This window comes from Polaribacter sp. 20A6, assembly GCF_011378915.1.
Classification (GTDB): domain Bacteria; phylum Bacteroidota; class Bacteroidia; order Flavobacteriales; family Flavobacteriaceae; genus Polaribacter; species Polaribacter sejongensis.
The window spans coordinates 386,261-408,877 of the sequence record NZ_WTPZ01000003.1 but is presented as its reverse complement, the minus strand read 5'-3'; the positions used below and the strand labels follow the sequence as shown (position 1 = coordinate 408,877).

The 22,617-nt window shown below is 31.4% G+C and carries 15 protein-coding genes and 1 pseudogene; 1 reads left to right on the top strand and 15 read right to left on the bottom strand.

What is annotated here, in order from left to right; translation table 11 throughout:
• Nucleotides 1–63: 63 nt before the first annotated feature.
• The 10 genes from GQS57_RS09080 to GQS57_RS09035 form a co-directional block, all read right to left on the bottom strand.
• Nucleotides 64–3,231 carry a S41 family peptidase gene (locus tag GQS57_RS09080; protein WP_165732544.1) on the bottom strand — a complete coding sequence of 1,056 codons (3,168 nt, stop codon included), beginning with the start codon at nucleotides 3,229–3,231 and terminating at the stop codon, nucleotides 64–66.
• 87 nt (nucleotides 3,232–3,318) lie between these two features.
• Nucleotides 3,319–4,083 (bottom strand): tryptophan synthase subunit alpha, encoded by a 765-nt coding sequence (gene trpA, locus GQS57_RS09075; RefSeq protein ID WP_165732543.1) that lies wholly within the window; start codon nucleotides 4,081–4,083, stop codon nucleotides 3,319–3,321.
• Complete coding sequence (locus GQS57_RS09070) at nucleotides 4,080–4,871, bottom strand: DUF3050 domain-containing protein (RefSeq protein WP_165732542.1); 792 nt, start codon at nucleotides 4,869–4,871, stop codon at nucleotides 4,080–4,082. Before GQS57_RS09070 ends, trpA begins: the two co-directional genes overlap by 4 nt.
• Nucleotides 4,871–6,055, bottom strand: coding sequence for a tryptophan synthase subunit beta (trpB, locus tag GQS57_RS09065; RefSeq protein WP_165732541.1), 1,185 nt, complete (start codon nucleotides 6,053–6,055; stop codon nucleotides 4,871–4,873). The genes GQS57_RS09070 and trpB overlap by 1 nt, the downstream gene beginning before the upstream one ends.
• Before the next feature lie 80 nt (nucleotides 6,056–6,135).
• Entirely contained in the window at nucleotides 6,136–6,810 is a 675-nt protein-coding gene (locus tag GQS57_RS09060) for a phosphoribosylanthranilate isomerase (RefSeq protein WP_240915457.1), read from the bottom strand.
• 128 nt (nucleotides 6,811–6,938) lie between these two features.
• On the bottom strand, nucleotides 6,939–7,727 hold the full coding sequence (gene trpC / locus GQS57_RS09055; protein ID WP_165732539.1) for an indole-3-glycerol phosphate synthase TrpC: 789 nt from the start codon (nucleotides 7,725–7,727) through the stop codon (nucleotides 6,939–6,941).
• 29 nt (nucleotides 7,728–7,756) lie between these two features.
• On the bottom strand, nucleotides 7,757–8,116 hold the full coding sequence (locus GQS57_RS09050) for a four helix bundle protein (protein ID WP_165732538.1): 360 nt from the start codon (nucleotides 8,114–8,116) through the stop codon (nucleotides 7,757–7,759).
• Nucleotides 8,117–8,135: 19 nt separating this feature from the next.
• The gene (gene trpD / locus GQS57_RS09045; RefSeq protein ID WP_165732537.1) at nucleotides 8,136–9,125 is read right to left on the bottom strand and encodes an anthranilate phosphoribosyltransferase; all 990 of its coding nucleotides are present in this window, start codon (nucleotides 9,123–9,125) and stop codon (nucleotides 8,136–8,138) included.
• Between the two features lie 57 nt (nucleotides 9,126–9,182).
• Entirely contained in the window at nucleotides 9,183–9,761 is a 579-nt protein-coding gene (locus GQS57_RS09040; protein ID WP_165732536.1) for an aminodeoxychorismate/anthranilate synthase component II, read from the bottom strand.
• Nucleotides 9,762–9,851: 90 nt separating this feature from the next.
• The gene (locus GQS57_RS09035; RefSeq protein ID WP_165732535.1) at nucleotides 9,852–11,243 is read right to left on the bottom strand and encodes an anthranilate synthase component I family protein; all 1,392 of its coding nucleotides are present in this window, start codon (nucleotides 11,241–11,243) and stop codon (nucleotides 9,852–9,854) included.
• A gap of 407 nt (nucleotides 11,244–11,650) precedes the next feature.
• On the opposite strand from GQS57_RS09035, the pseudogene GQS57_RS09030 reads away from it, so the two are divergent.
• Nucleotides 11,651–12,568, top strand: a pseudogene (locus GQS57_RS09030) (3-hydroxyacyl-CoA dehydrogenase); the annotation flags it as partial.
• Nucleotides 12,569–12,683: 115 nt separating this feature from the next.
• Here the strand turns inward: GQS57_RS09030 and gatB/aspS are convergent.
• From gatB/aspS to GQS57_RS09005, 5 genes are all read right to left on the bottom strand, one after another.
• Nucleotides 12,684–16,022, bottom strand: coding sequence for a bifunctional amidotransferase subunit GatB/aspartate--tRNA ligase AspS (gene gatB/aspS, locus GQS57_RS09025; protein WP_165732533.1), 3,339 nt, complete (start codon nucleotides 16,020–16,022; stop codon nucleotides 12,684–12,686).
• Nucleotides 16,022–17,422 (bottom strand): amidase family protein, encoded by a 1,401-nt coding sequence (locus GQS57_RS09020; protein ID WP_165732532.1) that lies wholly within the window; start codon nucleotides 17,420–17,422, stop codon nucleotides 16,022–16,024. The genes gatB/aspS and GQS57_RS09020 overlap by 1 nt, the downstream gene beginning before the upstream one ends.
• Nucleotide 17,423: 1 nt before the next feature.
• Complete coding sequence (locus GQS57_RS09015) at nucleotides 17,424–17,690, bottom strand: hypothetical protein (protein ID WP_165732531.1); 267 nt, start codon at nucleotides 17,688–17,690, stop codon at nucleotides 17,424–17,426.
• Between the two features lie 350 nt (nucleotides 17,691–18,040).
• Nucleotides 18,041–19,804 carry a glycerophosphodiester phosphodiesterase family protein gene (locus GQS57_RS18850; protein ID WP_205860245.1) on the bottom strand — a complete coding sequence of 588 codons (1,764 nt, stop codon included), beginning with the start codon at nucleotides 19,802–19,804 and terminating at the stop codon, nucleotides 18,041–18,043.
• 82 nt (nucleotides 19,805–19,886) lie between these two features.
• The gene (locus tag GQS57_RS09005) at nucleotides 19,887–22,391 is read right to left on the bottom strand and encodes a TonB-dependent receptor (RefSeq protein ID WP_165732530.1); all 2,505 of its coding nucleotides are present in this window, start codon (nucleotides 22,389–22,391) and stop codon (nucleotides 19,887–19,889) included.
• Nucleotides 22,392–22,617: the final 226 nt, after the last annotated feature.

Below are 22,617 nucleotides of genomic sequence, written 5' to 3'. Positions count from 1 at the left end.
AACTACAAAAAAAAAGCGAAACTTATTAAGTTTCGCTTTTTTTTTATGCTTATTATTAATTATTTAATTTAAATCTTGTAATAAAACCTCTACAGCTTTCTTTAACTGATCATCTTCTCCCCTTGCTTTCCATCCCGGTTTATTTTGTACTAAAATATCTGGTACTGCAGGTCCGTTTTCCATATTCATACCAGATTCTTTAACATACCAAGCTCTATAAGGCATTCTAATAGAACCATCTTGCAATCTTTGAGAACCTGTAGAAATTACAGCTCCAAAGGTTGGTTGCCCTACTACTTTACCTAACTTAAAACTTTTAAATGCGTGTGCAAAAATTTCTGCATTAGAATAACTGCTTTCATTTGTTAAAGCAACTAAAGGCTTTGTATTTACAGCCAATAAAGCTCTTTCGTTAAAAGGATAATTACCTGAGAAATTTTTGTTATCTCTTTGTAAATTATCAGTTGCGCCTCTTGGTACAGTATAAGAATGTTGTTGCACTGTTAAAACAGCCATTAAACGATCTGTAGTCCAACCACCACCATTATTTCTAACATCTATTACAATTCCTTTTTTACCATAACCACTTGCTTTTAACTCTCTTTCAAAACGCTCAAAACTTGGTAAATTCATTCCTTGTATATGAATATAACCTAGTTGTCCGTTAGAATACTCATCAACTAACTTTTTTCTAGAGTTTATCCATTCTTCATAACGTAAATCTCTTATAGTACCTGTAGATTCTGTTCTTACTACAACTTCTCTTTTATCTGATAAAGTTAATAAGATTTCGTTTTCAGAAGTGTTTTTTAATAAACTATAAAAGTTGGTATTTTCTTTAATCTCTTTTCCGTTTACATTTGTAATAACATCTCCTTTTTGCAAAGAAACTGTTGTTTTTGTTGCAGCAGAATTAGGTAAAATAAAGTTAATTTTAACTCCTTTTTTTACATTAGAAACATCTAAGCCTAATAGCCCAATATTATCATTAGAAACTTTTTCTGGCGTTTTACCTCTATATCCCATATGACTTGCATTTAATTGCCCTAACATATTGTTAAACATAAAAGAATAGTCATGTTTACTTTGGGCAGCCAAAACCATTGGTCGGTATCTTTCTACAATTTTATCCCAATTATATCCATGAAACTTAGGATCATAAAAACCTGCAGTAATTGCTCTAACACCTTCTTCAAAAACTTGTTCATTTAGTTTACTAAAGTTAGTTGTATAGGTAGCTGAATGAGAAAAAGATAAAACTTTATCAGATTTTAAGTTTAAAGATTTTAACTTTCCTGTTGCTGCATAATATAAGTTATCCTTATGTAAACTATAACCACGTAAACTACCAACCCCTTTAACTAATTTTGGTTTGCCTCCTTTTAAGTCTAATTTATACAAACCATTTTCACCTGTTGTTGCATCTAAAGCTGCAATATAAATACTCTTGCTATCTGCACTAAAAAATCTTCCGCTTTCATTACCTGCCCAATTTGTTAACTGTACAAGTCTGTCGTAAATTTTATCTTCATCAATTTTTACAGCAACTACTTTCTTTTCATCCTTGCTTTTAACATCTTCATTAGAACTGTAATAATCTCCTTCTTCAAAATCTGTTTTGGTTTTTTCCCAATCAGATTTTTGTAACCAAATCATCCAAGTATCATAATTAATACCACCTCTATCTCCTGCTCTATTAGAAACAAAAGAAAGTTTTTTTCCGTCTGGACTCCAAGCCGGAGAAGAATCTGATCTAGGATGCATAGAAACATTTATCTTTTTAGATGGATTTTCTATAGACTGAATATAAATTTCACTATCAAAATTTAAATCATCTTGAGAATATGCAATGTATTTACTATCTGGACTCCAAGAAACTCCTTCTGCTGCTGCCCAAGTATCAGAATAACTTTTAACGTTAACTATTTTACCCTCTTTTAAATCTGCAATTACCAATTGTCCTCTACCAATTCTATAAGAAATTTTCTTTCCGTTTGGCGAAACTAATGGTTCAAAAACATCAATTTTACTTTTTGTTAGTTTTGTAACTTTCGTTTTTAAACTTCTACTTAAATTTACTTTATCATCTGTAGAAACAACTTTATACAACTCATTTTGACCATTTCTATCTGATAAAAAACCTAATGTATTATCGTCTATCCAAAAAGGATTATCTTCTTTAAAAGGGTTATTACTAACATTATTTGTTTTCTTTTTATCCTTATTATTTTCTTTTACAAAAATTTCTCCGTTAATACTTAACGCTATTAATTTTCCGTTTGGCGAAACACATAGATCTTTAATGCCGTTAGAAACAGTTTCCGTTTCTTCTAACTCAAATCTATTATCTGTTGCTAAGTTTAGGTTTATTTTTGATGTTGATCCGTTTTCTATTTTAAAAACATCTAATCCGCTGTTATAAATAATAGTACCATTGTTACTTACAGAATAAGATAAAACACCATTAACTTTTAAATCTGTTAACTTATTTTCTGTACTACTTTTACTACCGTTTGTATTTAATACAGTTTTGTAAATATTATATCTACCGCTTTCTGCACCTATATAATACAAATTGCTTTGCGCATCCCAAAACGGAGAATGATCGTTTTTGTTACTTGTAGTAATTTGATGATATTCTTGGGTCTTTATATTATAAATCCAAATATCTCTTTGTGCAGGACCGTTATAATCTTCTCTAGAAATTCTACAAGTTCCTTTTACAAAAGCAACTAAATTACCGTTAGGCGATATAGAAGCCTGACTCCCTAAAGCAGTCATAAAACGATTAGGAGTTTCTCCGTTTTCGTTAATTTTATAAATTGATGTTTCTCTTTCTGTTCCTTTATAAATTCTATTACTAGAAAATATAATTTCTCCATCAGCATTCCACTGACTCGGTGTATCTGTTGTAGGGTAATAGGTTAATTGTTTAGGAATTCCTCCATTTAAACCTGTTTTAAAAATATTTGTATTTCCTCTTCTATTAGAAGTAAAAACTAACTGATTACTTTCTGAGTTCCATGTAGGATTGGTCTCATAAGCCTGATGAATTGTTAGCCTTTTAGGCTGATTTGTTTTTAAATCGAGTACCCAAATATCACCATCAAAACTAAATGCCATCTTAGAAGCGTCTGGGCTTATAGATGGCATTCTTATTAAGGTGCTTTGAGCAATTAAAACAGTTGTACTAAATAGAACTGCATAAAAAAATAAAGTCTTTTTAATCATTATTACTGAGGTTTTAATGACCAAATTAAACTTTATTAAGCTTATAACGTTTTTTTAAATACTCTTTAAGAAATATTTAAGAGTTTCTTAACTTATTATAGGTTTTATAAAATTATCAATTTTATCAATACCATTTTCTCCTAAGTTCTTTATAAATGCAGAACCAATAATTGTTCCGTTGGCGTATTTACAAGCAGTAGTAAAAGTTTCTTTATCAGAAATACCAAAACCAACAATTAAATTACTTTGCAAGTTCATGTTTTTAATTCTTTCAAAATATGCAATTTGTTGATTAGAGATATCGCCTTTTGCACCGGTAATAGAAGCGGAAGCAACTACATAAATAAACGCTTTAGAATACGCATCTATTTTTCTAATTCTTTCTTCGGATGTATGCGGAGTAATTAAAAACACGCTCGTAATTCCGTATTTCTCAAATAATGCTTTATAATGATTTTCAAACTCAACCATTGGTAAATCTGGAAGAATTACAGTTTCTATACCACAATCTACTACTTTCTGACAAAATTTATCCTCACCATATTTAATCATCTGATTCAAATATCCCATTAAAACTAAAGGTGTTTTATTGGTTTCTTTAATGGTCATTAACTGATCGAAAATAATGTCTAAATTAATTCCGTTTTCTAATGCTTTTTGGCTACTATCTTGTATCGTAGGTCCGTCTGCTAAAGGATCTGAATACGGCAAACCAACCTCTATAAAGTCTACTCCACTTTTTTCTAAAGCAGTAATTACTTTGGTAGTATCATCTAATTTAGGATAACCACAAGTAAAATAAATTGATAATAAATTTTTCTTTTCTTGAAAGATTGTTTCTAATTTTTTCATGCTAAAACTGGTTCGTTTTTACTTTTTAATTCTTCTTCAACAGCACTCCACAAATTGATTCTTACTTGTAAAGATTCTTTGGCAACCTCTAAAACTTCTTGCCATTTTTTATCATCATCTCCACATAATTCCTCAATCATTTGTAATGATAAAGGTCCGTGTTCATCTCCATCTAACTCAATATGTCTTTCTAAGTAATAAATAAAATTATCAAACTTTTTATTACTTTTTAAAGTCGTTTCACCAACAATTTTTAAAAACATATCAGGTATAATATCTTCTCTACCAAATGTAAAAGCTGACGCTATTTTATGATCTTCATTTGTATCAATTATCTTAAAAGTATAAGAAACAAAATCCTTTATACTTTTATGAATTGATAATTTCTCAATCGATTTTACAACGTCTTCACCTTTAGAAATCTCATCTATAAAACCAGCTATTTTAGAGCAATCTGCATTCATTTCTTGCATTGCATCTAAATACATCTCGTAATGACTTTTTAAAACGCCGTCTTTATTAACATCGCTTTCTTCTGCCAACGTAATTTCGTTGATAAAACGAACTAAGTTAGTGTTCTTCTTCGGAATCCAAGGAATTGAAACCGTTGTTAAGTTGATTTGCAATGCCTTTAAAAGCGACATAAAATCCCAAACTGCAAAAACATGTGCTTCCATAAATGTTTTAATATCATCTACAGTGTTTAGTTTTTTGTACAATTCGTGATTCTTTAAATCATCTCTTAAAGACACCAACTCACTTTCTATATGTGCTATTTTAGAGTTCATTAGTCTTCTAAATGATTGATATACGTTTCTAAATCTTTATCTCCTCTACCCGATAAATTAACCACCACAACCTGGTCTTTTTTAAACTTAATTTTTGGTAAAACGGCCAAAGCATGTGCACTTTCTAAGGCAGGAATGATCCCTTCAATTCTAGTTAACTCGTAAGCTGCTGCCAACGCTTCACTATCTGTTGCATCCATAAACTTCGCTCTTTTACTTTCGTATAAAAATGCGTGTAAAGGACCAACTCCAGGATAATCTAAACCTGCAGAAATAGAATAAGGCTCAATAATCTGTCCGTATTCATCTTGCATTAAAATGGTTTTAGAACCATGAATAATTCCTACTTGTCCTAATTGAGAAGTGGCAGCACTTTCACCAGAATTAACTCCCAAACCAGAAGCTTCAACCGCTATTAATTCTACCTCTTCATCATCCATATAGTGATAAAAAGCACCTGCAGCATTAGAACCTCCACCAACACAAGCTATAATTGTATCCGGATTTTCTTTTCCTGTTTTTTCTTTTAGTTGCCATTTCATTTCTTCTGAAATAACTGCTTGTAAACGTGCAACCATATCTGGATACGGATGCGGACCAACTACAGAACCAATTAAATAAAACGTTTCTGGATGCTGAATCCAATACCGAATTGCTTCGTTAGTTGCGTCTTTTAAAGTTCTACTTCCGCTTAAAGCAGGCACCACTTTTGCACCTAACATTTTCATACGAGCAACATTTGGTGCTTGACGCTCAATGTCTTTCTCTCCCATAAAAACAGTACATTCTAAGTCCATTAAAGCACAAACTGTAGCGGTTGCAACTCCGTGTTGTCCTGCACCTGTTTCTGCGATTATCTTCGTTTTCCCTAATTTCTTAGCTACTAAAATCTGACCAATCGTATTGTTTACTTTATGTGCTCCTGTATGGTTTAAATCTTCTCGTTTTAAGTAAATAAAAGCATCATATTTTTCTGATAAACGTTTTGCCAAATACAACGGACTTGGGCGACCAACATAATCTTTTAACAACGACTTGTATTCTTCTTGAAACTCTTCCGATTCTAAAATTTGAAGGTAATTATCTTCTAATTCCTTTACATTCGGATATAACAATTCTGGGATAAATGCACCTCCAAATTGTCCGTAATAACCATTTTTGTCTGGGTGAAATTTTGATTTCATATCTTAAATTGTGTAATTGTTTATTTGTTTAATCGTGTAACTGTTGATGTGCTTTTTTACACAATTCAACGTTTACACAATTACACAGATATTTTATTTTTAAATTTTTCTAACTCTTCTATTTTCTTAACTCCTGGTTTACTTTCAAATTTACTATTTACGTCTAAAGCATAAATTGGTAAATTAGATTTCAATATTTTTTGTACTTCTTCTGCATCTTCTAAACCGATTCCTCCACTTAAAAAGAAAGGTTTTTCAAAAGGATATTTTTCTAAAACAGACCAATCAAACTTTGTTCCGTTTCCGCCTCTTTCTTTTCCTTTGGTATCAAACAAAAAGAAATCTACCACTTCTAAATACGGTTTTAAAACATCAAAATCGAATTCGTCTTTAATTCCGAATACTTTAATAACCTCAACTTCATTTTTAGAAATGTAGTTTTTTTTTTTTTGCTTTTTTATCGTCTTATTTTCTTCAATAAACAAAGCTCTGTTTTCTGCTAATTGCTTTTGTAAATTGATAACATACTCAACAGATTCATCTCCGTGTAACTGAATAGCTTCTAATCTATATTCTTCAACTAAAGAAATAACAATCTCTACATATTCATTTACAAAAACACCTGTTTTCTTTATCGAATTAGAAAATTCTGGAATAATTCCTTCAAAATTTCTTTTTGATTTTTCATAGAAGATAAAGCCCAAATAATCAGGTTGCAACGCTGCAACTTGTTGGATATTTTCTGTGAATTTCATTCCGCAAACTTTTAATTTCATACCGAATATTGCTTAATTGTTTATTCGTTTAACTGTGTAATTGTTTTCACTCAATCTCTTTAAACTGACTTTTACACAATTCAACAATTACACAGTTACACTTTTTTTTACCTTATTTGATTGATAAACTCTAAACAAGCTTCTCCCGGATTGTCTGTTTTCATAAAATTTTCTCCAATTAAAAAACCTTGAAATCCAAACTCTTTCAATCCCGTAATTATCTTAGGATCAGAAATTCCGCTTTCTGAAACCTTTAAACAAGTATCCGGAATTTGACCTGCCAACTTAATAGAATGTTCTAAATCTACTTCAAAAGTATTTAGATTTCTATTATTAATTCCGATAATCTTATTGTCTAAATCGTTGATTTTATCTAAATCTTCCTGTGTATGAATTTCATACAAAACCTCTAATCCTAAATCTGTCGCTAGGTTTCCGTAGTTTTTTAGTTCTGTCGCAGTTAAACAAGAAGCTATTAATAAAATTACATCTGCTCCAATAGCTTTTGCTTCAACAATCTGAAATCCATCAACAATAAAATCTTTTCTAAGAATAGGTTTTTGTTGATTGATGATTCTCGCCTCCATTAAATCAGCCATTGTTCCTCCAAAGAAAGAAGTATCTGTTAAAATAGATTGTGCAGCTACATTTGCATCTAAATACCCATTAGTAACATCTGCAATGGTTGCTTGGTCGTTAATGATTCCTTTTGATGGAGATTGACGTTTAAACTCTGCAATAATCCCTGTAGAACCAACCTCTAACAAAGATTTTTTTAATGAAAAAGGTGTTCTTCCAAAACTTGGACTTTTTACTAAATTCTGAACAGGAACTTCTGCTTTTATCTTAGCAATTTCCTTCTTTTTAAATGCGATTATTTTATCTAAAATTGTCATATAAATAATTATGAATTCTTAATTAAGAATTACGAATTGGTGTTTCTTACTGTTTTTTGAATACTTCCGATAATTTTTAAAATTTCTTCAATATCCGTTAATAATGATTTCGATTCTATCTCAGATAAGAAATCGGTATCTTTTAATAGACGAATCCAATAATGAGATTCTCTTGCTTCTTTATAAGCGATTGTTAATTTAGCAAAAAAGTCTTTTCTACTCTGACCTCCAATTGCTTCTTCAACATTTGCTCCTATTGATGTTCCTGAACGTAATAACTGTTTACTTAATACAAACTCTTTCTTTTCTTGTGATAAATGCTTGTATAATTTTACAACTCTAACAGCGAAATTATAACTTTTGATTTGAATTATATTATCCTTTTTCATGAGCCGTAATTCATAATTATTAATTCGTAATTAAAGAATGTAAACATTCTTTCGCTTTCAATCCAAAAAGTGAATCTTTAGCTTCTACAAAAGCATTTTCGAAAGACTTGGTATCATCTACAATAGTTAACGCAAAAGCAGCATTTGTTAGCACTACGTTATTCTGCGCTTCTGTTCCTTTTCCACCAATAATCGTTTTGAAAATTTCAGCAGCATCTGCGACAGAGTTTCCTCCAAAAATTTCTGATTGCTGAATTCTTTTCTGCCCTAAATCTTCTGGATTTATAATTTGTTCTCCGTTTTTTGTAAAGAACTTAAATCCGCTTGTTAAAGAGATCTCATCATAACCATCTAAGGCATGAATAATTCCGTAATGGATATCTTCTTCTTGTAAAATGTAATTGTACAAACGTGCAACTTCCAAATTAAAAGTTCCTAACATGTGATTTTTTGGCGAACTTGGGTTTACCAAAGGACCTAACATATTAAAGAACGTTTTTAACGCCAAGGCTTTTCTTGTTCCACTTACAGCTTTCATTGCTGGATGAAATTTAGGAGCATGTAAAAAACAAATATTTGCCTTTTCTAGATGTTCTCTTAAAATAGTTTCATCATTGGTAAAATTATACCCAAAACTCTCTAACATATCTGAAGAACCTGATTGAGAAGACACCGAATAATTTCCGTGTTTTGCTACTTTTTGTCCGGTTCCGGCAACTATAAAAGAAGTTAAGGTAGATATATTGAATGTATCTTTTCCATCGCCACCAGTTCCTACAATATCAATAGTATTATAATCTGATAAATCTACTTTTATAGCCAATTCCATTAAAGCATCTCTAAAACCTGCAAGTTCATCTGCAGTTATCGGACGCATCATGAAAACAGTCATAAACGATGCTAAATGTGCATCATTGTATTTTTCTGCAGCAATATCTTTTAAGATTTGTGTTGCTTCAGATTTAGACAATCTCTCGTGATTATATAATTTGTTTAAAATTGCTTTCATTTTATGCTGAATTTATTTCAGTATCTGTTTGTCAGTTCTAGCGCTGTCGAGAACTTATTATTTACTATTAGCCTTGATAAAATTCGTAACCAATTGCTCACCAACATCTGTTAAAATAGATTCTGGATGAAACTGCACCGCAGAAATTGGAAATATTTTATGCTCAATTGCCTGAATTAATCCATCTTCATCTCTTGCAGTAACTTGAATTTCTTCTGGAAAACCTTCGTCTGTTGCTGCCCAAGAATGGTAACGTGCCGCCATAAATGTTTCTGGAACATCTTTAAATATTACTGCGTTTTTGTCTGTAACTTTCATTTCTGTGGCTACTCCGTGAAAAACATCTTCTAAATTGATGATGGTTCCTCCAAAAACTTCTGTAATGGCTTGTAAGCCTAAACACACTCCGAATATTGGTTTTATGCCTGCGTAGGTTTTTATTACTTCTTTTAAGATTCCTGCCTCATCTGGAATTCCTGGTCCTGGCGATAACATTATCATATCGTAGTTTCCTACATCTACAATACTTATTTCGTCGTTTCTAAAAACTGCAGGAAAATTTCCTGTAATTTTTTCGACCATGTGAACCAAGTTGTAGGTAAAAGAATCGTAATTATCTAAAATTAATATTTTCATATTTCTCAATTTGCGTTAGGGATTGAAATGGCATCCTTTTTATTTTCTTTTTAAAATAAAAAGATATAATGGAAAGCCCGCTCGAACGCCCTAAATATTCTCTGCTAAAATCAACGCTTTTTTTAACGCTGCTAACTTATTATTTACTTCTTGTAGTTCTTTGTCCTCGTCAGAATGAATAACGATTCCTGCTCCGGCCTGCGAATACAAAACGTTGTTTTTACTCACAAACGAACGAATGGCAATCGCTAAATTTACGGAACCGTCTAAGCCGATAATTCCGACTGCGCCACCATAAAAACCACGTGTTTGATTTTCGTATTTGTTAATCAACTCCATCGCCTTATATTTTGGTGCGCCACTTAGCGTTCCGGCAGGAAAAGTATCTCCAACAATTTCAATAGGGTTTCCTTTAATCTTCCCTCTAACGGTAGAAACTAAATGAATTACATGGCTAAAATATTGCACTTCCTTAAACACCTCAACCGTAACTTTATCGGCATGTTTGCTTAAGTCATTTCGTGCCAAATCTACCAACATTACGTGTTCAGCAGTTTCCTTTTTATCTTCGGATAATTTTTTACCCAATTTAATATCTTCTGCCATATCGCCTGTTCGTCTAAACGTACCTGCAATTGGATTGATGGTTGCTTTACCTGCAAAAATTTTAATTTGCGCTTCTGGTGAAGAGCCCATTAATTTGAAAGATCCGTAATCGAAATAAAACAAATATGGCGACGGGTTGATAGAACGCAATGCTCTATACACATTAAACTCGTCTCCTTTAAATTCTTGTTGAAATTGGCGTGATAATACGAGTTGAAAAACGTCTCCTCTTTTACAATGAGATTTTGCTTTTCTTACATATTCTTTAAATTCTTCGCCAGTTGTATTTGAAGTTTCTTCGCCTATAATTTCGAATTTTTGTGTATTGAATGCTTGTGCATCAATAATAGTTTCTACTTCATGTATGCGAGATACTGCGCCTTCTTCGATATTTTCTATCAGTGTCATTTCATCATTAAAATGATTGATAGCAATAATGAATCGATAAAAACTGTATTGCATTTCTGGGATTGCAGAAGGTGCTTTCTTGTTTGTAAATTTTATATTTTCGAAATACTGAACAGAATCGAATGTATTATATCCATACAAACCATTGAAATGTTTTAGTTCAGCAGGACAATCTAAATGGATAGATTCTTTAAACTTATCATACAACTCGTAGAAGTTTTTATTGATAGGTTGCTCATCTAATTGTGTTCCTTTGTGAGAAACTGAAAATTGAGAATCATCTACTTTCATAGTAACAATAGGCTCCACCGCTATAAAAGAAAAACTTTCTTCTTTACTGTGATAATCGGAACCTTCTAACAACAACGTGTTAGCGAATTTATCTCTAAAACGTAAGTACAGCCCTACGGGAGTAACTGTATCCGCCATTTTTGTTTTATGTATTGTCTTAAATTGTAATTTTTTCATTTTACTTTTTATCTGGTCGAGCGCAGTCGAGACTTTTTTTCGAACCTCTCGACTGCGCTCGAGGGAACATTTCTCTTTATCTTTTTTTACTTTGGATGCTTAAAAAATCATCATAAAAAAAAGGCTTATCGTGAGATAAGCCTTTTTTAATATATTTTATACATATAGGTTTCTTCTCACTTAATTATTAAGAGAGTTCCACCAACCTGTATTTATTGTATTATTTTTCATTGTGAAACAAAAGTAAGATAGATTTTTTAATTAAGCAATGTTTAGATTGTTTTTATTTAAAACAAAAACATTATTAGACTGAAAAAGAATTGTTTAATTTAATTGAAAATGCTAACTTTATGTGTTATAAACAAAATGTAATGCATCAATAATAATGATACACTTATGTTGGCAAACATAAAAAAATGAAATATAAAAATATAACTGTTGCAGGAAGTGGTGTTTTAGGCTATCAAATTGCTTTTCAAATTGCTTTTTATGGTTTTAACGTTAGTATTTATGATATTAATGATGAAATTTTAGAAAAAGCAAAATCAAAGTTTAAAATCATAGCTAAGGCTTTTAAAACAGATTTAAATGCAACTAAAGAACAATTAGACGTAACCTTTAAAAACTTAACTTATACTTCAAATTTAGCAGAATCTGTAAAAGATGCTGACTTAATGATTGAGGCAATTCCCGAAAACATAGCAATTAAAATAAGTTTTTATAAGAATTTAGCTAAAGTTGCTCCCCAAAAAACAATTTTTGCTACAAATTCATCTACACTTCTACCAAGTCAACTTGCTGATTCCACAGGAAGACCAAAGCAGTTTTTAGCATTACATTTTGCTAATAATATATGGAAACATAACACCGCTGAGATAATGGGACACCCTACAACAGATCCTAAAGTTTTTAAAGACTTAATCATGTTTGCTAAAGCAATAGGAATGTTACCATTACCACTTTATAAAGAGCAACCAGGTTATATATTAAACTCTTTATTAGTTCCTTTTTTAGGCGCAAGCTTAGACTTATTGGTTAATGAAGTATCAGATCCTCATACAATTGATAAAACTTGGATGAAAGCTACAGGAGCACCAATTGGTCCATTTGCAATATTAGATACTGTTGGTATAAACACGGTATATAATATTAACGTATCATCTGCAGAAGAAACACAAGAACCACTTGCCCTTAAAACGGTAAAATACTTAAAAGAAAATTTTATTGATAAAAATAAATTGGGCGTTTCTACAGGTGAAGGTTTTTACAAGTATCCAAATCCTAGTTTCTTAGATTCTGATTTCTTAAAAATAAAACCAGAATAACTTAACTCTACTTATTAATACTCATTTTTAAATTATAGAGAACATCATATTTAACCAAAACAAAAAAAATCTCGCTTTCGCGAGATTTTTATATTTACAAGAATTCTTTAAAAAATTACTTCCTCATAATTCTAACATTCATCTCTTCTACTTTTTTATCACTCAAAATAGAAGGTGCGTTGAATAATAAATCTTCTGATGAACCTGTTTTAGGAAAAGCCATTACTTCTCTAATAGAAGCTTTTTTCTCTAAAATCATCATTAAACGATCTACTCCCCAAGCAATTCCTCCGTGAGGTGGCGCTCCGTATTGGAAAGCTTTGTACATCGTTCCAACACTTTTCATCATTTCTTCTTTATTGTAACCCATATTTTTATAGGTTGCTTCTAAAATTTCTGATTTATGTGCACGAACAGAACCTCCACCAATCTCATAACCGTTTAAGATTAAATCGTATTGTTGAGCGATAATTGTACCAATCTCCTCTCCTTCTCCAGTCATGTGCTTTTCTAAATCATAGATTGCTGGCATAGAAAAAGGATTATGTGTAAATGTCCATCTTCCTTCGTCTGTTTTTTCAAACATTGGGAAATCTACTACCCAAGCTGGTCTTAATTCTTTCGGATTAATCAACTTAAAGATACGTCCCATTTCTTGACGAACAGCGTCTAACGCTTTGTTTGCTGTAGCATAATCTGACGCTGAGAAAAATACAATATCCCCAACTTGAGCATCTGTTGCTTTAATAATATTAGCAGCAATTTCTTCACCTAAAAACTTAATAATTGGCGATTGTAAATCGTTTTCATTTACAATAATATATGCCAATCCTCCTAAACCATTTTGTTGTGCAATAGCTGTTAAGTTCTCAATCTGACCTTTAGAAACTCTTTTTCCTCCTTGTTCTTCAGCCGAAACTTTAATACATTTTACAATTCCGCCGTCTTCAATTGGTTTGCTAAAAACCTGAAAAGTAGTATCTTTTACAATATCGGTAATGTCTTGCATTTGCAATCCATATCGTAAATCTGGTCTATCGCAACCATATTTGTCCATAGCATTTTTATAGGTAATTACTTCAAACGGACGTAAAATCCATTTTTTACCATAAATTTTCTTCACAATTTCATTAAACATTTTAGTGTTTAAATCGATGATTTGCTGCATACTTGCGTACGCCATTTCAATGTCCAATTGTGTAAATTCTGGTTGTCTGTCTCCACGAGAATCTTCATCTCTAAAACAACGTGCAATCTGGAAATATTTTTCAAAACCACCTACCATCAACATTTGTTTAAACTGCTGTGGCGCTTGAGGTAATGTATAAAAAGAACCTGCTTGCTTTCTAGTAGGAACAATAAATTCTCTTGCTCCTTCGTCTGTTCCGGCAGTTAAAATTGGAGTTTCAATTTCTAAAAACTCTTCTTCATCTAAAATATCACGAAGTAACTTAATTACTTTATGTCTATTTACAATTGCTTTACGAACCTCATCATTTCTATGATCTAAAAACTTGTATTGAAAACGAGTAGTTTCGTTCGTTTTCATGGCTCTTTTTATTTCAAAAGGAAGCGTTTTAGATAAATTTAAAATATCTAATGCTGCTGTTTCTAATTCTAATTTACCAGTTCTTAAACCAGCATTATAATCGTCTTCTTTACGCTGAACCACAACTCCTGTTACAGAAATTACAGATTCTGATTTTAACTTAACAAGTTCATCTAAATTAGGGAATGTTTCTCTACTTAAACGTACTTGAAAAACTTCATTACTTGAATCGCGTAAATCAATAAATATTAATTCACCATGATCTCTCACACTAGAAACCCAACCAGATAAAGTTACCTCTTCATTAATTGTACCTTCTGTTAGTTGAGAAATTTTATGCGTTCTGTATTCTTCTTTTATAATGATTGGAACTGTTTGTAGTTCTTCTTCAACTTTTATTTTTGATTTTGCTCCTACAACTTCATTTTTAGAACTTCCAGCATCCACAGAACCCTGAACTCCTGACTTTAAATTCTGAACTTGCTCAAGTATTTCCGTACGGATAACTTTCCCTGAAGCTCCTTTACCAATAATACCAATTACTTTACCAACAAGAATACCAGCTTTCCCTTGATTTCCTGCTTTAATATCGTTTGCAATGGCATCATTTTCTGCAATTACTTTTTTAACGGCATCTTTAATTTTATCTTCAGAAATAGTATTGTCTTCAAAATACTTGTTGTAATCGAAGTTTCTATCTTTTAAATATGATGTAATTCCGTTTTGTACTAAAACAGACGTAATTTTATCATCTTTAAATAATTGGAAAATTTCTGTTAATTGGGCTACATCATGAATATTTTCATACTCATCTGCACCAATATTATTCACCAATGTTTTGGCTACAAAAGAAGCATCCTTAATTTTATTATTGATAGCTACAAATACTGCAGAACGTAAAGAATCTGCTGTAAAAAATTTAGCATCTTGTGGTAAAACGCCACCATTTATCAAAATAGATTCTACTGCAAAAGGCAAAGAACTAATATCTACATCAATACTTTCTACTACTTTTTTAATGTTTACAAAAGGTAAATCTGGTTCAGAAATAAAACGATAATCTGCTTCAAATTCCTTTTTACGCATGGTTTTGGTCTGCTTTAAATCTGCATCCCATAAAACCGTAGTTTGGTCTGGTCTAAACGCCTTATTTTCTACGTAGTAATTTAATTGCTTTTCAATTTCTTCCTTTAAAGCATCTACCATAAACTTAAAAGAATTTAAGTTTTTGATTTCTGTTCTTGGGTTTAAATCATACGTATGTTTTTTTCTTAGTGATACAGAAACATCAGATTTAAACTCCCCTTTTTCAAGATTTGCTTCAGAGATTTTTAAATTCTGAACAATTCTTTGAATGTATTGTGCATACGTAGAAGCATCTTCTATATGACGAATACAAGGATCGGTTACAATCTCTATTAACGGAACACCTGCTTTGTTAAAATCGACCAAAGAAATTTTCTTTTCGTGCATCAATTTTGCAGCATCTTCCTCAATATGAACTTGCGTTAAACTCACTGTAAATTGCGAACCATCATTTCTATAACAAGAAACTTGTCCGTCTGGAATTACAGGATTGTGAAACTGTGTAATTTGAATGTTCTTTGGGTTATCTGGGTATTCGTAATGTTTACGATCCCAAGAAATAACTTCATTAGAAAAAGTAGATTTTACCGCTTTTCCAAAATAAATAGCTTTGGTAATTGCTTCTTTATTTATCGATGGTAAAACCCCCATTTGCCCAGTACAAACCGAACATATATTCTGATTTGGTTGTTCTATTTCTTGATTTGCACAAGAACAGAATAACTTTGTTTTTGTATTTAATCGAACGTGCGTTTCAATACCGATTACTAACTCTAAGTCGTGCTTTTTAATAAGCTCATTTAATTGTTCCAGTTCCATTATATCGTATCTTTTAAGAAGTTAGCAAACTTCAAAACAAGTTCGTCATTATTTTTTGCTGCCGTAATTTGTAATCCTGTTTCTGTTCCTTGTGGCACTGTTAACGTTGGTAATTGTCCTAAACTAAAACCAACTGTATACGCATCTGACAAATACATTGCCAACGGATCTTTTAAACTATCGCCTATTTTTGGTGGCGAATTTGGTGTAACTGGTGATAAAATAATATCTACCTCCTTAAAATCTTTTTCAAAATTAGCTACAATCTGATCTCTAACGTTTAATCCTTTTAAATAGATTTCATCAGAAAAACCTTGCGATAACACCTGATTTCCACCAACAATTCTACGTTTAGATTCTTCAGAAAAGTTTTCTGATCGTGTAATAGAATACGTATCTTTTAAATTATCGCCTTCTATTCTGTTTCCGTAATTAGTACCATCTAATCTTGAAAGATTCGATGCTGTTTCTGCCATTGCTAATGTATAGTATGTAGAAACTAAGGTATCAGATTCAAAGAAATCTAATTCTTTTACTTCAATTCCTTTGGCTTTTATTTTTTCTATTGCTGATAAAAAATCTGCTTTTACTTGCGGATCAATTGCATCAGTATCTATAAAGTTTTTAAAATAACCAACAGTTTTAATTCCATCAGCATTTAAAATATTTTCTTCTGATATTGCTTCTGATGGATACGTAGTTTGGTCTTTAATATCCTTACCACTCATTACATTTAAAACAATTCTAATATCTTCGATGGATTTTGCAATAGGCCCAACACAATCTGTAGAAGATGCGTATGCCATTAATCCGAATCTAGAAATTCTTCCGTAGGTTGGCTTTAATCCGTAGATTTTATTATAACCTGCTGGTTGACGAACAGAACCTCCTGTATCTCCACCAATTGAAAAAACCGTAAAATCTTTTGCTACATTTACTGCAGAACCTCCACTTGATCCTCCAGAAACCAACTCTGTATTAATCGCATTTTTAACAGCTCCGAAAATGGTGTTTTCTGATGATGAACCATGTCCAAAACTATCACAATTTTCTTTTACTAAAGGAATAGCACCTGCATCAAATAATTTCTGAATGGCAGTTGCTGTATATGGCGATTTGTATTTTTTTAATAAATCTGAACTTGCAGTTGTTAAGGTTCCTTGTACCATGTACACATCTTTAATTCCGAAAGGAATTCCCTCTAACAGACCAATTTCTTGTCCATTTGCAATTTTTGCATCTACTTTTGCAGCCAATTCTAGCGCTAACGTATCTAAAAGTGAATTGACAGTATTGTGGGTATTCGATTTTAATAAATCTAATCTTTCTTGCACTAATTGTGTACACGAAATTTCTTTGCTCACCAATTGCTGATGAATTTTACGTATTTGCGATTCCATATTATTCTTCTATCACTTTAGAAACTACTAAATAGCCGTTTTTTTCTTTTGGGAAGTTTTCGATGATGATTTGTTTTTCCGCTTGCGGACTATCAATAACAACATCTTCTCTTAAATCATTTAAAGACACTGCATTATTATGATTGCTATTAGAAGTAGAATTTGATGTATTTGCTTTTTTAATTACCTCAAATAACTGATTCACCGATTCCGATGGTTTTGCTCCTTTAATGCTAGACAAAATGTCTACCGTCATTATTTTGCTCATGTTTTTAATTTTTAGATTCAAAAAAAAGCCTTCCGATTAGGAAGGCTTTATTTATATATTTCTAAACAACAACCTTCCGTCCTAACAATTAGGATTATTGAAATTACGATTGTTATTATTGTTTGTCATTTTTGTTATACTGATGACAAATATATACAGAAAAAACTGTTTATATTCTTCTTTTTTAAGATTTTATACAGCCTTTACAGTATTTTTAAAATATTGATATTTATTTATTGATATAGCAACAGATTAAAGCATATTTACAAGAAACTTACTAATTAAATAGTAAGCTTCAAATAAACATCTCGATAAAATTGGGGGATTTCACTATTTTTATTAAAATAAACTTATTTTCTTAAAGGAATTGCAATATTAGGGTAATCGGTAATAATTCCGTCTACACCCATTTTTAGTAGGTTTACCATATCCTCTTTTTTATTGACCGTCCAAGGAATTACTTTCATATTTTTATTTTGAATCGTTTTCACCTCATCTTTATTCAATAAAACAAAATATGGACTGTAAATTTCTGGCACAAAACTTAACATTTTCATATTCGTTTCAAAATCATTTTGATACGTTAAAAATGCCAATATAAACTCAGGGTATTTCTTATGAATGTATTCTAAAATACGAGGATCAAAACTTTGAACCGTTATTCTTTTTTTAGGAATTTTGGCTTTTATCAGTTCCGCTATAACAAGGTCAGAAAATTTAGCTACAGCAGGTTGAAATTTTCTTTTTTCGTCATCAGGCGTACTTTTAATTTCAATATTATAACGAATCTCCTCATTTTTAGCTTCGGCAAAAGCAATCACCTCAGACAACAACGGTTTGTAAGCCTTCTCTTTTTTCTGCTCTAAGAATTTTGGATTTCCGATAGAACCAACATCATAACTTTTAATTTTTTTGTATTTATTCTTATACATATTAAAAGCCAAAGCATCCTCTTTTGTAACGCGATTTCCTTTAGCATCTAAAGTAACTTCCTCATTTAACCAAGGCTCATGAGAAACTACAACCTTATCATCTTTACTAATTACAACATCTAATTCCAACGTATTTACACCAAACTCTAATGCTTTCTCAAAAGCCTGAATTGTATTTTCTGGTGATATACCTCTCGCTCCTCTATGACCTTGTAAATCAAAATCGAACTTTTGTTCTTTTCCTAAAATTACCTCATCAATAAAAGTTACTGTTTCGTTATAAACACCTTCCCAATCGTTAGATCTTAAATCACACGCAATTACATGGTTTCCTGCTTCAGGAAAAGCAACTTTAACTTTTTTATCCGCAGAAGTTCCTAACTCATCATACATTTTTAAAATTGCATCAACAGAAACCACCTGATCTTGTTCTTCTTCATTCTTATAATAATAGCCAACAAATACAGGAACTTTAACTTTAGCAAAAGTTGCTGGCTTCATATTATCTAATAACATTTTTATCAAGGCTTCATAACCATTAACATGATACGTAGTAGACCAATATTTGGCTTCTTCTTCAGGTCTTTTCTGCTTTGTAATTTCACTTCCGTTCATTTTTATAAATCCGGCTTTTCCTTCTGGAGTTGTAATTGCTGCAAATGCAGGATTTTTAAGTCCAATAAAAGGAGAATACATTACCAAACCTAAAATAGAAGCATCTTCCGAAGCTAATTTTAAGCTTAAAGTTCCGCCAGTAGATGTACTTACCAAAATTACTTTCTTACCAATTATTTTACCAATGGATAAAGCTTCTTTCGCTGTTTCTATATAATTTTCTGGAGTTAACTTCTTAAAACTATCATCTCTCTGTATACCATGTTCTTTTAAACGAGACACATAAACATTTGCGTTGTATTTTTTAGAAAGCATACTCAATATAGGCTCTCCCTCCCTACCACTTGCTCCAAAACCATGCAAATAAACAAATGCAATATCAGATTGTTTATTTTTATAATTATCAGCCCAAATAATTCTAGCATCATTATTAGGTTTAATGTTTTTATTACTATCCTCTTTCTTTTTTACAATACTTTCAATTGTCATAATCGTTTTTACTTCTTGACCTAAAACCGTAAAATTAAAGGCAATTAATAAAAGCGAAGTTAAAAATGTTTTTTGCATAATAAATTGTGTTTAAAAAAAAGCTATCTAAAATGTTTGTTAAAATACATTAAGATAGCTTTTCTATTAATAATAAGCGTTCTTAAAAGTTCGCTTTTACTTGCATTCCGAAAAATCTTGGTGCCCCAGCAATAAAAGTTGGTATACCAAAAGCTCCTCCAGTATTACCAGCATCAACAATAAACTCTTTATTTAAAGCATTGTTCATAAAAAAAGTAAGTTCGTAATCTTTGTTAATTACAAGACCTGTTTTAAAATTTAAGATTCCGTACCCATCTTGAGAAATATCTGGCAAATTTGTTTCTTCAAAAAACACTTTAGATTTGTACGTATAAGTTGGTCTAAAAAAGTAGCTTAAATTTTTAGTAGCATCTATGTTGATATTAAATCCTGCAGAAAAAGAATTCTTAGGTGTTAATCTAAACGTATTTCCTGCTAAATCTTGTGCATTTCCATTAGAGTCTTCGTCATCAAAAGAAGCATCTATATAACTATAATTTGCAAAAAAACTTGATGTCTTAGAAAACGCATATTGCATAGCCGTTTCAAAACCAAAAGAACTTGCACTTCCACTATCTTCTGGCGTTGCCGTTAAGACTCCATCTTCGAATTTAGAAATAGTTGTTTGAAAATTTGAATACTCATACACATACGCATTAACATCAAATTGTAATTTATTATTTAAAAACAATGATTTTGCACCTACCTCATAAGACCAAACTGTCTCGTCTGATAAAACAGTTGTTTCTGTTGCTGTTACATTAATAACATTTGGTCTTCTCCCTCGGGCTGCCGTACCAAACAATGTAATATTATCATTTACATCATAATTTAAAGCGAAACGTCCAACGGCTGATAAAAAGTTTTCACTAGCTTCTAATTTTTCGCCATTTGTTGATGCAAACAACACATTTGGATAACTACCTAATAAGTGCCCTAAAACAGAAGGATTTTCTGAATCCGTTACTTGATATCCTGCATTAATGTTTTCCCAGGTAGCTCTTAATCCTAAAGTAACAGATAATTTATCGGTGAAATCATAAGAAGCATCAGCAAAAACATCTCCAGAATAATTTTCTCCAAAATTAGTATTAGATTCTGTATTAAAAGAATTTAACGGAACACCTGCAAGCGGTCCAAAAGTAGCTGGATCATTTGGTATATTTGGTAACAACGTTGGTACACCATTAATTAATAAAGCTTCTGGATTTAAAAATAACATTGCTACACTTTGCTCATTATATTCCCAAGGCACTCTTTGAGAACCTTTTTCATAAAAGAAGTTTCCTCCAAAAAATCCTCTAAATTTATCATCATTATCAAAATTGAATCTAAATTCTTGACTAAATTGTTTTCCTTCTGATATTTCATGGAAAAATAAAGCAGGAGCCGCAGTTCCGTCTGCATCAAAAGCTTCATCAGAATTAAATTTTCTATAAGCTGTTGTAGAAGTTAAATCCCAAACATCGTTAAATTCATGTTTTAAAATACCTGTAACACCCCAAACAGTTCTGTCTAAACCTAAATCTTCTCCTCTTTCTAAGTCTGCGAAAGTATTTGGGTTTGTATCTCCGCCGAATGGCGCATAAGTACCACTTTTAAAAGAAGTTCCCGGAGGCGTATCTTGTTGCCAGTTTGCAATTACATCTAAAGTAGTATCGTCATTTAATAAATATCTAAATGAGGTTCTAAAAGCAACTGTTTCTTTTCCATTTAAATCTCCACCAGAAAGGTTTTCGATATATCCATCTCTTTTATTATATATAGCAGCAGCTCTAAAAAATAATTTATCGTCTACTAAAGGAGTATTATAATGTCCTGTTGCCAAAAACTGATTAAAGTTACCATACCCTAATTTTACAGCACCAGACGTTTCATTTTTTGCTTTATTCTGAATGATATGCATTGCACCAATTTGCGCACCTCTACCAAACAAAGTTCCTTGTGGTCCTTTTAAAACTTCTACACGCTCTATATCGTATAATTCTACAACAGACCCTCTAGATTTACTAATTGAAACTCCGTCTTGAAAAATAGAAACTCTTGGTTCTACTCTAGAATCTCCACTATCACTTGTAATTCCTCTTACTACAATCCCTGGATTGTTAACACTTTGAATTTGCACTTGAAAACCCGGTACATATTCCGACAAAGCATCATATTCAAAAGTACCTTGATTTTCTAAAAAATCTGTTCCGTAAGAAGTAATTGCAATAGGCACATCTTTATTTTTTTGTTCTCTTTTTTGAGATGTTACCACAACACCTTCTAATTGATAAGCACTTTCTTTTAAAACAAAGTTCTGAATAGTTTCTACCTTATTAATAACTACATTACTAATAATAGTATTGTACCCTAAATACGAAATCTCTACACGATATGTCCCCTTAACAATCTTATCTAACAAAAACGTACCATTTTCATTTGAAGTTGCTCCTTTTGCTATTTTTTTAACATGAACATTTGCTCCCATAATAGGCTCTCCTTGTTCTGTAGTAATAGTTCCTTTTAGGACACCTATATCTTGGGCATTTATACTAATTACACTAAAGAGTGTTAAAAATGTAAGTACAATTTTTGAAAACATTGTTTTATGAGTTTATAATTAATTTGAACCGCAAATTTATCATCGTAAACCGAGACTCTTATTAATTTAAAATCATACAAACGTTACTTTTTTAATCATTAGAACCTATTCTATACAGATATTTTACAAAACAATAACACCAAAGTTTCAGCATATTAATGTTGTTTGCCTTTATCAGAAAAAACACTTTTAGATTAATAACTGATTTATAAATTATTAATCAATT